Below are 13,170 nucleotides of genomic sequence, written 5' to 3'. Positions count from 1 at the left end.
CGTCCCTCCCCCTGCCCGGCTGGGCAAAGGAGGAGCTGGAGGAGGCGGTGGCCATGGGCATTACCGACGGCACCGACCCCATGGGCCTGATCCCCCGCTATCAGGCGGCAATCATGGCCAAGCGGGCGGTCCAGAGGGGGGCGAGCGCATGATTAACTGGAAGGTGCGCTTTGCCAACAAGGCGTTTTGGCTGTCTCTGATCCCCGCTGTGCTGTTGCTGATCCAGGTGGTGGCCGCTGTGTTTGGCTATACCCTGGAGCTGGGAGAACTGGGCGACAGACTGCTGGCGGTGGTCAATGCGGTCTTTGCGGTGCTGGCTATCTTGGGGGTGGTGGCCGACCCCACTACCAAGGGCATGAGCGACAGCACACAGGCCCTTACTTACGACAAGCCCAAGGAGGGCTGACCCATGCCGGACAACGATTGCCCCATCAACGGCATCAACTGCGTGTCCATTACTCGGGTAGAGGCTCTGGAACGGGCGCTGGAGAGCGAAAAAGAGTCCCGGTCCCGGGCCCATGAGAAGATCTATGACCGGCTGGGGGAGCTGGAGCGGGGCATGGCCACCGTCACCACCCAGTACACCAACATCGCCTCCCAGCTGGCCACCATCTCAGCGGACCTGAACGCCATCAAGGATAAGCCCGGCAAGCGGTGGGAGGCGGTGATTGCTTCCCTCCTTACCGGCGTGGTGGGCTACCTTTTGGCCAGCTTCGGAGTACACTAAAGAAGATAGAGTCTTCCAATATAAATTCCCCACAGTTCAAATGAACTGTGGGGAATTTTGCATATTTACGATATGGACAGTAGGGGCCTATTTATGATTCTTCACTATTTTCAAATACAGACTCAATGTTCATGGGGGGCAACACAATTGGAACCAATTCGGGTTGAGCTGTGACAAGGCTTATTTGGCTACGGACATAAGGAAAAAGAATAGCTAATGTATTCTTGCGTAAAAGCTGATCTCGCCGCACTAAATTGGTTTCCGAACAAAGAAATTCGCCTGTTACACTTACTGATAGTCTAATGATTGCATTTGTTGCGTCGTGGATATTACATTCCAAACGAACTAAGCAGCCATCATGCGCCTCGTTAAATTCATATGATTTTGTGAAGTTGAGTACCAAATCGTTCGCAGAAACCTTTGCACCAGAGCGCCAAAAATTTATTTTATCAAAGTACAAATGTTTAAGCTTAACAATAGATTCAACATTTCCGGTAGAACTCATTTCACACCTCAAACTGTTATGCACATTTTAAGTCAACATTTCCGTAGTTGCAAAATTTCAATACAGGCAAAGAGGAGAAGTCAGTGCTAAACGATAGGGGCATACTTACAGAGAACAGGTCCTCAAGAGAATCTTGTGTAATTGGAACACCTCGCAAAGTTGGAACAGAAGAATTTTCGTTCCATTCGATCCCGAGTTCCTTACACAATTCACGAGCCAAGTTTCTATCAATGTTCACTTCAGAACCTCCAATCGTTTAGGCGGCATCCTAATGCATGCATTGTCTAGGACACATAGTTGCCTATTTTTGTACACAGATGGGATTCCAAACTTATCATAGTGTATGCGGGGAAAGGTGAGTGCGATAACTTTTATTTTTGGGTGTGTTTTAGTAAAATAGTTACACCAAAAACACCGCTGGTCACGATTATCTTTAAAGTTTGGAGCCCCAGTCTTTCCGTCTCCGAACATGGCTGTGTAGGCTTTATTCAAATCAGACCTAAACAAATCCATAGTAGCAGGATCATCAAGATCCAAAAGACCATCCTTTTCTGTATGTATAGTTACCATCAGAACTACTGGAGAAGAAGGGCCTTTCTGTCGCTTACACTCTTGAATAGCCCAATATTTTGCATTATCAAATGTATCAAAGAAATAGACTCCATACCCGAGCCATTCGATTTCTTTATTACTTTTATTGAAACCAGTTGCCTCGATGCAAGTGGCTCTGTCTACCAGTGTTCCATGATAAGCTGTTATATTGAGACAATTGTCAGGCATACTATACCCTCATTTTGTTTTATCTAACCGTATTTCCGAATAAACTATATAGGAAATTTTTCTAAATTTCAAGTTCTTCAACAGTTTTTGTGCAAATTGCTTATGTAATATATGCTACGTGTCCAAAGGAGCAAATTTCCCTTATTTTGCCCTTTGAGGGGGAAACTTTGCTTAAACTAAAAGAGACTATATGTAATATACATTTTCAAAATTGTACAAGTTAGCGTTAAATTATACAAACAAAAGCTGATTTGCACGTTGCCAGGGAGTTCGAATCCAGTCACTCGGACCAAAAGAGGATAATCCGAACTGCATCTTCCCTGTGGGGGATGCGTTCGGATTTCTTCTTTTTACTGAAAACTTAAATTTGACCCGATAAACAAAAAAAGAGGCGAACCTTCCTTCTAGCCGAGGAAAGTTCGCCCTTTTTCGATTTATTTTTGTCGAATTTTGGTGTATGATAGGAACCATAGCAGTTCTTTTGCAGACCTCCTTGTATTTTCGTTTTTGATGTAGATCACAGCTCGCAGGCCATCACTTGGTCTTTTGTCTCCTGGCCTGCTCAGCCTGCCACTGAGCAAATTGGCGCTGCCCTTCTTCGCTGGCGTAAAACTTTTCGATCTCAGGCAGCAGCACACGGGCCAGCGCCTCCATCTCATGCTGTGGGATGCCGGTACCATAATCATTCGGCTTTTTCTTCTTACCGTTCTTCAATAGGCCGCTCCTCTCTCCCGTGGCCTCCACGGGCATACACATCTAATACTTCCTTGGGGATACGATCCAGCACAGCCACGGCATCCGCATAGTCTCGCCGCAGTTTGGCTTCGGCCAGTTGCTTTAATGTACTTTCTCTGGTAGCCTTGTCCAGAGACTGCTCCAGCCGTGCGTTCTCCTGTTTCAGCTTTTTGTTCTCGGCTGTAGCGGCCGTGAACACCACCTGATACTTCTTCATCGTGGTGTGCATCTGCTCCACCGCCGGGATATATTTGTCCAGCAGCGCTGCAATCTCGGCAGCTCTGCTTTTGGCGTTAAATGCTCCAATACCGGCCAGCAGTTCCTCCAGCTTGGCTTTCTGCTTGGTCAATCGGGTCATCTCCTTGAACACCCTGGGTGGAATGTGGTCACGCCCAGTCTGGCTGGCACTCTCGCCACGCTCCAGCTCCGGGTATGTTTGGACCATGTGGGACCAAAAGTTGTCCTGCCATTGGATCAGCTTTTTCTTATTGCCCACGATCTCCTTGGCACTAAGCCTGCCGTCCGCAGTTAGCGGGACAAAAGAAAGGTGCATATGGGGCGTTTTCTCGTCCATATGCACCACGGCGGATATGATATTGGCTTTATTCTGATATTGCTCAAAGAATCGCAGGGCCTCCTCAAAGTAGGCTCGGACCTCTGCCCGTTTTTTACCTTTGAAAAACTCCGGGCTGGCCGTAAACAGCACCTCCACCACCCGTACACTGTCTTTTCGGGTGCGGCAGCCAGCGGCGGCAATCTGTTTTTCTGCCTCTGCACGGTATCTCTGCACCGGCTTCACCAGATGAAAATTGTACTTGCTTCTGCTGGTGTCCACATCGGGGTTGCTGGCGTACTTTTCCTTGGTGCGCTCATTGTGGGCCTCAATGTTTCCGATTTCCGGTCCCTTGTACTTGGCAAACCGCATAATCCCATATTGTGCCTGATCCACGTTTGATCCCTCCTGTTTGATAGGCAAATTGCTGTAAAAGAGTAAACAGCGGTCAATCACTGCGTACGTGCGTACATGGTCAGCGTATCCACTCCTCCGGCACATCTTCCGGTACGCACGTACGCAGCGGATCACCGGAAAACACCGACATATTGTTTCTCACCAATACCTCAATGCCCAGGAATCCGCGCACCCGCCGACCGGCGGCATTGGTCACATTGTTGCAGTATTCCAGATGGTAACGGCTCTGGTTGGCGATAAGAGCATCGCTGAAGCTGCGGGGTTTCAGAGAAAGCAGACTGTTTTCGGTGCAGAAAATCTGATATGCCTCGTACAGCTCCTTGGAGCTGGCGGAAGCATCGGCTTTCAGCCGGATATATCCGTCCGAATCCAGAAAATCGAACACATTGTTGTTACCCCGTTTGACGGCCTCCCGGTTTTCTCTGGTGCGCTCACTTTCGGTAAACTTGAAGTTGTTGGCCACCAGCCGCCGCAATCCCTCAAAGGCCCAGAGCAGGATGCCCTCCACCTCGCCCTTCATCTTCTCAGCCAGGTCAGGGTCGTCCACACGGTTAGCGGGCTTGTCCTTTGTGGTCAGCACCAACTGGCGGCGGTAAAATCCGTCACTCCGGTCAAACAGCGCCTGCAAATCCCCGTTGGAGAAGGCCAGCAGCCGGGCGCACATCCAGCCCTGATAGCTCTGCTTGCCCTTACGCTCCAAATCCATTTTGCCTTGGGCGGTGACAATGGACTTTACATAGTTGGTCTGGCGCAGGGCCTCCATCCGCATATCGTCGTCCACGCACAGGAGAATATGCTCCAGATCCGCACGGGCAAATCGGTTCTCCGATACCTTTCCTATGCTGCCGTCCTTCATATTCACACCGAACAAATGCCCCAGCACGGCTCCTATCTGGCTCTTACCCTCACCGCCGTTACCCTTAATCACCATCATCCGCTGCCCCTTATTGCTGGGAATCAGGCAATAGCCGATATACTCCTGCAAGGTGGGAATGTCCTCTGGGTGAAGCAGGCCGTCCAGAAATTGCAGCCAGAGGACGGGCTTTGGAGCGTTGGAATGGTAGACCACTGGGAACCGATTGCGGACAATCTTAGGTTTGCCTTCCTCAAAGGTGCCATCCAGAAACAAGGTGCCGTTCGCCAGATGAATCCGATCCGGCTCCGGTGAAAAATCCTCTACCAGCGCCGCCAGCTTCATCAGCTCCACAATGTTGCTGATTTTGCGGGGGATGTTGCTGACGGCGCAGCACTTCAATTCCTCAAAAATCTCGCACCGCAGGGGGAGTTCATCGGTGACACGACCTTCTGGTGTGAAAAAAGCCCCGTTTGTGAAGATAATCTTGTGCGTTTTCAAGAACTCCTCACAAAACAGGGCTTCGTTGATGCTTTTTCCATCAAACCAGACGGGCATCCCGTCAGGCTGCTGTTTATTCCTCATGGGTCTATCCCTCCTTAAAAATGTGGTAGGTCTCTGCCTGTCTGCCTGAATATACGGAGAAAAAGGCTATAGACCTAAAAAACAGGCGAAAGTGCAGGAAATAAAAAAATCCGCCCTGCCATCTTGCAGAAATGCAAGACCACAGGGCGGTGCAGAATAGAAAATTGTTTGATCTTTCCAGTGTTCTCCGATGCAGTGGAGACAAGCTGGTTAGGAGAGGAGGAGTGTTTATGGAACCAGTTTTTCTGCCGGGAGACCTGCGGACCCGAATCGTGGATTTGATGAAATACCACAAGATTTCTCAGGCGGATCTGGCCGTGAAAATCGGCATAACTGAGAGTACCTTAAACCGTTTTCTGACCGGAAAGGTGGAAAAGCTGGGCCATGAGCAAGTCCTCCGTCTGGCTCGGACCTTTCAGGTATCCACCGACTTTCTTCTAGGACTGACGGAGATCCCAGACCGCAAAAACTATGAGATTTCTGAACTGGGATTGTCCGTGGAGGCGGCTAAAAATCTGTATCTGGGCAAGGTGCAGCCGGATGTGGTCAATCGGCTTTTGGAAAGCCCCCGCTTTGCGGAAGTGACTTACTTGATCGGCCAATATCTGGACGATACGCTGGCAGAGGGATATGCGCTTCAAAACCAGATGATGGCCACCCTCCGCTCCATGCTGATGGGGGCTGTGCGGACCGATGCCGTTGTGCAGGCTGCCAGAGAGGTAAACCGCCTAAAAGTGCCGCCCTATCAGGCCGACTTGACCACCATTCAAAACCAGTTTATAGCGGCGGTGCGGGAAGTCAAGCAAGAGGTGGGAAACGATCTGGATGCCGCCAAGAACCTCTCCAAAGCCGTCACCCAGAAGATGTTTACGGAGCTGACCAAGGGCCAGGATATGCAAAGCCCATCCATCACACCGGAGCAGATTGCACAGGCGGTGACAAGCAGCGTGTCTGGTATGGATGGCGTCAATCTGGAGGCCCTGAATCAGTTCGGGCAGGCCATCCAGACATTCTTGGAAAGCACCTTAGCACCGCCAGCGTCACAGATAGATGAAGAACCGGACCAATGAGCAGCTGTGCGCCCTGGCTCAAAAGGGGGACGCTGGGGCCCGCAGTCTGCTGCTGGAACAAAACATGGGGTTTCTCCGCAAGACCGCCGGAGAACTGTACCGAAGCATGAACCTTGCCCAAAGTGATCTCTGTGTGGACTGCGAAGATTTGGTCCAGGAGGGCAGCATTGGCCTGTTGAGCGCCGCTGCGGGGTTTGATGCTGCACGGGGCATAAAGTTTCTGACCTATGCGGCCCCTGCCATCCGCAACGCTATGACCGATTTCATCCGGGCGGAATTTTCTCAGTTTGAGCAAAAAGTGGTGCATGGTGAAAACGAACTGGGCATTCAGCTCATCCGTCTGGAAGATGTGCGGAGCGAGGAAGAACAGGCCCAGCGCATCGATGCTATCTCCCATCCGCTGGCACGTTCTCCAGAAGAAATTTACATCAAGCATGAGGAACTTTCCGAGCTGTATCAGGCCCTTGGGATGCTGTCTGCCAGAGAGCAGACTTATCTTCTGTATCGTTTTGGGTTTACAGATGATACAGCCCATCCCTTACTTGGGACGGCGCTGCACTTTCATCTTACCGAGAGCCGGGCAAAGCGCACCGAGGAACAGGCGCTGGACAATCTATGGCTGGAGCTGCCCTGGTGGTTTTAGTGCGTTTCGCTGCGGCGGGACGGGGGTTGATATACCTCTGCTTCCTTTTCCGGCCAGTCGGATTTTGCCCTATGAGCAAATCCTGATTTCGTCCGTGACCGTACAAAATCCGCCTGTCCTACTACCGCCGAGAAGTGTCTGCCCGCTGCCTATCTGCCCAAGTTGCAGATGCCGCAGTCAGCCCCTTCCCGGCGTCAGCCGGAAGCAAAGGTATAACACACTAGACTTTCCGAGGGAAAGTCGTGTGCCAACAGGGGTGCTACTCGCCCCTATTGGAAACCCAGAGCCAAAGGGGCTATGCCCCTCTGGACACCCCGCCTGTCCATGCAGTGGCTATCCATCCTGCTTCCGCACGCTGGATACGCTCCTACCCGAACAGGTAAAACAGGCACAGAGATTTGCCCAGATGGCGGGCAGATTTCTGTGCCTGTTTTTGTTCAGCGGCGGCTGGGCAAAGCATACGCGGAAGCCTTGCAGAACCATCGGTCTTGGTTGGAGATTTTCGTATTGGAGTGCGAAAACCGATTGTCCCAAGTCCCTATATCTGGTATAATAAAACAGTCGAATTCTCTGATGGAGGTACTCCTCATGGTCATCTCGTATAACAAACTCTGGAAACTGCTCATTGACCGGAAGATGAGTAAGGCAGACTTACGTCGAGCAGCGGGAATCGCCCCCAACACCATGACAAAACTGAATCGCGACGAAGAAGTGACTCTGGAGACGCTTGGGAAAATCTGTGGTGTCTTAAATGTCAATGTGGGAGATATTGTGGATATTTTTCCTGATGTCCCATAACGAGATAGAAAGAGAGGCAAATTTGTGACACAATTTGAAGTTGTAATTTTGATAAGGAAAAGGGTTAAGAGTGGGCTATGAAGAAAAACAATATTACACTATGTTTAGCTGTGGGTTTTTTTGTTTTAGCAGCATCGCTGATTATTTTTAAAATGAGCAAGCAGGCGCTCATAGCCATATCGATTTCTTCATTCATTTATACTCTTGCACAAACAATTCGAAACAATGTGGATTTAAAAAATGAGGAACACAAACTACAACTTGATGCATTTAATTCTATTGGGTCGCTCAACCTCAACCAATCTCAGCTCATGATGCTAAAAAGATATGCTCCTTGGTTTTTTTCTACTAAGAATGAAAAAAGAATACATTGGGCTGCAACGGCACTTGAATGTATGGCTTTTGCAATATTATTTGTTGGTTTGGCCATTCCAATTTCATTTTTATATAATGAAACGATTAGTGACATAGCAACTGTTCTGTCATTTGGATTTTTGTTCCTAAGTATGTGGCAGGTAGAGAAAAATGCGGAACGTAAAACACAATGGGAAGATATTCAGTTGATGGCTATGCTCAGTCAACAACAACCACAGCAGAATTCGGAGGACAAAGACCATGCCAACACTTGAATGGATTGGAAAAGATAAGGTGGTCAATCACCACCAGGAGGTGCCTTACCGGGTGCTGGAGCGCCAGTACAGCTATGACGAAGCCGGACAGCACGCCGAGGATAATAGCAGCGAAAACATGATTATCCACGGTGACAATCTTGAGGCACTGAAAGCCCTGCTGCCCCGGTACGAGGGTAAGGTGAAGTGCATCTACATTGATCCTCCCTACAACACCGGCAACGAGGGTTGGGTTTATAACGATAATGTCAATGATCCCAAGATCAAAAAGTGGCTGGGCGAAGTGGTTGGCAAAGAGGGCGAAGACCTTTCTCGGCATGATAAGTGGCTGTGCATGATGTACCCCCGCTTGAAGCTGTTGCAACGATTATTAAGAGATGATGGTGCAATTTTTATTAGTATAGATGATACAGAACAGTCAAATCTTCGCTTGATTTGCGATGAAATCTTTGGCACGGGAAATTTTATATCAGACGTAATTTGGCAACATAGTGTTCAGGCAAATGGCTATGGCGGAAAATTTGTTTCGCAGTTTAATCATACCCTCGTTTATTCTAAATCTTCACAGTTCGTTCTTGGAAATTTGCCAAGGTCAGATGCTGATAATAAATTATATAAAAATCCTGATAATGACCCTCGCGGGCCATGGAGAGCGGGCTATTGTGTCAACGGACTATATCGCCCAAATTTAAAGTATGAGATTCAAACACCTCATGGGAATATTATTTCGCCCCCTGAAAAAGGTTGGAGATGGAGTAGAGAAACCATGCAGGCTAAACTAGATAGTGGGGAAATCATTTTTAATGTGGATGAAACAGCAATTATTCACAAATTATATTTATCTGATTTAAATGGTAAAGTCCCTGAAAACATCTGGGCAGGTGGCATAGCGGGAACTACTCGTCAGGCAACCGCCGAATTAAAAGTAATATTCGATGGCAAGGCCCCTTTTGACACGCCAAAACCAACTTGCTTGATTGAGCGCATCATCCAAATCGCGTCCGATCCTGATTCCATCATTCTCGACTCCTTTGCCGGTTCCGGCACCACTGCCCATGCGGTTCTGAACATGAACAAGGCCGACGGCGGCAATCGCAAATTCATCTTAGTTGAAATGATGGACTACGCCGACAGCATTACCGCCGAGCGTGTCAAACGGGTAATTGACGGCTATGGAGAGGGCAAAAAAGCTGTGGAAGGCACCGGCGGCAATTTCAGCTACTATGAGTTGGGGCCTGTGCTTCTGCTGCCGGACGGCAACCTCAACGAAGAAGTAGGCCCACAGAAAATCCGGGAATACGTCTACTATATGGAGACTAAAGAGTCCCTGCCCGCCGAACAGTCCGAGGACGAGCCCTACTTCATGGGCCTATGCCGCAACACCGCCTATTACTTCTACTATGAGCGGGAACGTGTCACTACGCTGGACCATGCCTTTTTGTCTACCATCCAGACCAAAGCCGAGGGCTACACCATCTATGCCGACCTGTGCGCCATCCCGCAGGAGACCCTGCGCAAGCATAACATCACCTTTAAGAAAATCCCCCGGGACATTGCCCGGCTGTAAAGGAGCGTGAAGAAATGGAACTGAAATCTTATCAAAAAGAAGTCATTGCCGATCTTGCACGCTACCTGGAGCTGGTGGTGGAGCTACAAAGCCCGGCAAAGGCGTATCAGGCCCTCTGGAACGAAAAGAATGTTCTGGTGGGCTTCGGCGGTATGCCGAATTATGTGAATGTACTTCCCGGTGTGCCCCATGTGTGTGCCAAGGTGCCCACCGGCGGCGGCAAGACCTATATCGCCGCCAGTTCTCTGCGGACGATTTTTGACGCCATGCCCCAGCGCCGGGCCAAGGCCGTTGTATGGCTGGTGCCCTCTGAGGCCATTCTGACCCAGACCCGTAAGGCGCTGGAAAATCCAGACCATCCCTACCGCCAGCGGCTGGATGTGGATTTTGGCGGGCGGGTGCAGGTGTACTCCAAGGAACAGGCCCTCATGGGGCAGAACTTCACCCCCTCTTCGGTGACAGAACAGCTTTCTTTGTTTGTGCTCAGCTATGATTCCTTCCGAACCAGCAAAAAGGAAGGGCGCAAAGCCTATCAGGAGAATGGTTATCTGGCCGAGTTTGCCAAGTGGATGGATGATCCGTCGGTTTTACTGGCCGACACTGATGAGACGGCACTGATCCAGGTGATCCGCTATCTGAATCCGGTGGTCATCGTGGACGAAAGTCACCATGCCACTTCGGATTTGAGTGTGGAAATGCTGCAAAATTTCAATCCCAGCTTTGTGTTTGACTTGACTGCCACACCCAAGAAGAAAAGCAATATCATCTCTTTTGTAGACGCTGCACGGCTGAAAAAGGCCAACATGGTCAAACTGCCGGTCATTGTGTATAACCGAAAATCCCAGGCCGATGTGTATGGAGATGCTATCGCCATTCGTGCCAAGCTGGAGGCACAGGCCAAACGGGATCAGGAAACCAGCGGGCGCTATATCCGTCCCATCGTTCTGTTCCAAGCCCAGCCCCGCAACAATGCGGACAGCACTACATATGAAAAAATCAAGAAAACGCTGGTGGACGGCGGTATTCCTGAAAAGGAAATTGCCATCAAAACCGGCGATAAGGACGAGCTGAAAAATGTGGACTTGTTGTCCCCAGACTGCCCCATCCGGTACATCATCACCGTGAATGCCCTGAAAGAGGGCTGGGACTGCCCCTTCGCCTATGTGTTGGCCACGGTGGCAAACCGTACTTCTACTGTGGATGTAGAGCAGATTTTGGGGCGTGTGCTTCGGCTGCCCTACACGCAGAAAAACAGCAGTGAAGTGCTGAATCTCTCCTATGTCATCACATCCTCCGCAGACTTCCACCAGACACTGGAGAAGGTGGTGGCCGGGCTGAACAGCGCCGGTTTCAGCAGCCACGACTACCGGGCACAGGATGTGGATGTTCCCGTTATGGCACCTCCCACCGCAGAGACAGAGCAGCTTCCCATTGTAACCCCTCCCGCTGACGAACCGGATCTGCCGGAGGTAGACGGCTCTGATTTGAAGGCACGTTTTGAAGCGGCCACACAGGAGGCAGAGCAATCCGTGCAGGATGGAACCATGCAGTCCGACCCCATGCTGTCACAGGCTCTGCAACAGAACAAAACCTATGAGGACGAGATCAACCAGGCCGACAATACCGCTTTGAGCCAGGCTCCATCGGAGGTGCGCGACAAAATGAATCAGTTCCGAATGAATGAGGAATTTGCAGACGAAGCCGCTGCCTTGCACTTCCCACAATTTATGCTGGAGACTGGCCCCAGCTTGTTTTCGGAAGCCCACGAAACCCTGGAACTGGAGCACTTGGAGGGTGGCTTCTCTCTGCGGGACAAAGACGCTCATGTGGATTTTACCACCGTCAACGCTGAGATGGCGCGGGTGGATGTAGACGACAGCAAAGACAGCACCGCGAAGGCGTGGCGGCTGTCTGGCGGCGACAGCACCTTTTTCCGAGAGTGGTTCAACACCCAGCCCTCGGAAAAGCGGCTTTCTGTGTGTAAGAGCATTATCAAGCAAAAGCTGTCCAAGATGAACTGCGTTAACGACCGGGAACTGGATGAGTACATCGACCGAGTGATCGGCACCATGAGCGAAGATCAGCTCTCCGAGCTGGAGCAGTCACCGTATCCCTACGTTGTGAAGATTCAGGGAAAAGTAAAGGAATTGATTGCCCAGCATCGCTCCGGCGTCTTTGATACCTGGCTGGAGCAGGACAAGATTTCCTGCCTGCCGAACTATGCGCTGCCAGCGGTAATCTCTCCAACGGCATTTACTTCGATGGTGCCCAAATCACTCTATACCGCCGAAGAAGATATGAACGAGTACGAGTTCAAGGTAGTATGGGCACTGTCAGCGTTGGGCAACGTCAAGTGGTGGCACCGGAATATCTCCAGACTGGGCTTCCAGATTAACGGGCCTGTTCACGCTTACCCGGACATCATCGTGATGCTCCACAGTGGAAAGGTACTGATGGTGGAGACCAAGGGAGATCACCTGGATAATGATGAATCTAAGGAGAAGGCCAAAATCGGTGACCAGTGGGCAAAGCTGTCCGGAAAACAGTACAAGTATTACATGGTGTTTGAGACCAAGCAGCCCGACTATCCGGGAGCGTATTCTATGGAGCGGTTTATGGAGATTGTGAAGGGATTGTAAGTTCTAAAGCACGATAAATAAGGACACTATTTTCAACTATTTGAATATGAAAGTGCCTTTGAATGCGAGTATGCTCACAGATTTTTATTGGCTTAGCCATCGGGGCCCGATAACGTTCTCCTCACATGGAAAGGCGGTGCATAAGACTTGTTATGCACCGTCTTTTCCAAAATGTTCACCAATGCGCCACGTGTGCCAGTGAACTTCTCATTTTCGGGCTTTTCCATTTTCAAAGCAGAATTGGGGGTATCATTATGCAGGATTATCACTTTGAGCTTGAAGATACATTCTTGCCCTTCCACGATTTTCTCAACTATTGTAGAATATGCTTTATAAATATTATTCAAAGAGCAGATCAAGAACAACTGACAAAAGAAACTATAAATTTCAAAACTGCCGCTGACGCATCCGCTTATGCGAAAATCTGCGAAGAGCAAGGCGACATCAAGGAAGAATGGCTAATCCAACACGGCTACAAGGAAACACTATATAAAGTTTATTACAAGCATCTATTCTTTTCCCTGCTTGTAGATTTCTCCAACTATTACAACACCTCCATAGATCTGGCCTATCACGGTAATATCAACGTCGCATGGGCACTGCTGCGGAAGCCGTTTCAGGAAACCTTGGCCTATATAGAGTGGTTGTATGTAGACAGAAATGAACTAC

14 protein-coding genes are annotated in these 13,170 nt (G+C 49.8%); 9 read left to right on the top strand and 5 right to left on the bottom strand.

Annotated elements, in window-relative coordinates; genetic code table 11:
- Window positions 1-148: 148 nt before the first annotated feature.
- Both B5F88_RS16470 and B5F88_RS16465 read left to right on the top strand, forming a co-directional pair.
- Window positions 149-406 carry a phage holin gene (locus B5F88_RS16470; protein WP_087348251.1) on the top strand — a complete coding sequence of 86 codons (258 nt, stop codon included), beginning with the start codon at window positions 149-151 and terminating at the stop codon, window positions 404-406.
- A 3-nt stretch (window positions 407-409) separates the two neighbouring features.
- Window positions 410-727 carry a hypothetical protein gene (locus B5F88_RS16465; RefSeq protein WP_087348249.1) on the top strand — a complete coding sequence of 106 codons (318 nt, stop codon included), beginning with the start codon at window positions 410-412 and terminating at the stop codon, window positions 725-727.
- Between the two features lie 91 nt (window positions 728-818).
- On the opposite strand, the gene B5F88_RS16460 is transcribed toward B5F88_RS16465, so the two are convergent.
- The 5 genes from B5F88_RS16460 to B5F88_RS16445 form a co-directional block, all read right to left on the bottom strand.
- Window positions 819-1,232 carry a protein-export chaperone SecB gene (locus B5F88_RS16460; protein ID WP_087348246.1) on the bottom strand — a complete coding sequence of 138 codons (414 nt, stop codon included), beginning with the start codon at window positions 1,230-1,232 and terminating at the stop codon, window positions 819-821.
- A 234-nt stretch (window positions 1,233-1,466) separates the two neighbouring features.
- A complete protein-coding gene (locus tag B5F88_RS20385) occupies window positions 1,467-2,012 on the bottom strand; it encodes a hypothetical protein (protein ID WP_140402156.1) in 546 nt (181 codons plus the stop codon).
- A 534-nt stretch (window positions 2,013-2,546) separates the two neighbouring features.
- Window positions 2,547-2,726 (bottom strand): hypothetical protein, encoded by a 180-nt coding sequence (locus tag B5F88_RS16455; protein WP_204246261.1) that lies wholly within the window; start codon window positions 2,724-2,726, stop codon window positions 2,547-2,549.
- Window positions 2,713-3,696 carry a MobV family relaxase gene (gene mobV, locus B5F88_RS16450; protein WP_087348240.1) on the bottom strand — a complete coding sequence of 328 codons (984 nt, stop codon included), beginning with the start codon at window positions 3,694-3,696 and terminating at the stop codon, window positions 2,713-2,715. The genes B5F88_RS16455 and mobV overlap by 14 nt, the downstream gene beginning before the upstream one ends.
- Window positions 3,697-3,775: 79 nt before the next feature.
- Window positions 3,776-5,155 (bottom strand): phage/plasmid primase, P4 family, encoded by a 1,380-nt coding sequence (locus B5F88_RS16445; RefSeq protein ID WP_087348238.1) that lies wholly within the window; start codon window positions 5,153-5,155, stop codon window positions 3,776-3,778.
- Window positions 5,156-5,385: 230 nt separating this feature from the next.
- On the opposite strand from B5F88_RS16445, the gene B5F88_RS16440 reads away from it, so the two are divergent.
- The 7 genes from B5F88_RS16440 to B5F88_RS16410 form a co-directional block, all read left to right on the top strand.
- The gene (locus B5F88_RS16440) at window positions 5,386-6,225 is read left to right on the top strand and encodes a helix-turn-helix transcriptional regulator (protein WP_087348236.1); all 840 of its coding nucleotides are present in this window, start codon (window positions 5,386-5,388) and stop codon (window positions 6,223-6,225) included.
- Window positions 6,206-6,868, top strand: a complete 663-nt coding sequence (locus tag B5F88_RS16435) for a sigma-70 family RNA polymerase sigma factor (RefSeq protein WP_087348235.1) — start codon at window positions 6,206-6,208, stop codon at window positions 6,866-6,868. Before B5F88_RS16440 ends, B5F88_RS16435 begins: the two co-directional genes overlap by 20 nt.
- A gap of 588 nt (window positions 6,869-7,456) precedes the next feature.
- On the top strand, window positions 7,457-7,666 hold the full coding sequence (locus tag B5F88_RS16430) for a helix-turn-helix transcriptional regulator (RefSeq protein WP_087348232.1): 210 nt from the start codon (window positions 7,457-7,459) through the stop codon (window positions 7,664-7,666).
- A 77-nt stretch (window positions 7,667-7,743) separates the two neighbouring features.
- Window positions 7,744-8,295, top strand: coding sequence for a hypothetical protein (locus B5F88_RS16425; RefSeq protein WP_087348230.1), 552 nt, complete (start codon window positions 7,744-7,746; stop codon window positions 8,293-8,295).
- Window positions 8,282-9,862: a site-specific DNA-methyltransferase gene (locus B5F88_RS16420; RefSeq protein ID WP_087348228.1), complete on the top strand. Its 1,581-nt coding sequence runs from the start codon at window positions 8,282-8,284 to the stop codon at window positions 9,860-9,862. The genes B5F88_RS16425 and B5F88_RS16420 overlap by 14 nt, the downstream gene beginning before the upstream one ends.
- A 14-nt stretch (window positions 9,863-9,876) precedes the next feature.
- Complete coding sequence (locus B5F88_RS16415) at window positions 9,877-12,501, top strand: DEAD/DEAH box helicase family protein (RefSeq protein WP_087348226.1); 2,625 nt, start codon at window positions 9,877-9,879, stop codon at window positions 12,499-12,501.
- Between the two features lie 254 nt (window positions 12,502-12,755).
- A partial coding sequence (locus B5F88_RS16410) for a hypothetical protein (RefSeq protein ID WP_204246260.1) occupies window positions 12,756-13,170 on the top strand: 415 nt, incomplete at its 3' end.

This window comes from Flavonifractor sp. An306 (assembly GCF_002159455.1).
In the GTDB taxonomy this organism is placed as follows: Bacteria; Bacillota; Clostridia; order Oscillospirales; family Oscillospiraceae; genus Flavonifractor.
This window is presented reverse-complemented; position numbering and strand designations above follow the sequence as displayed.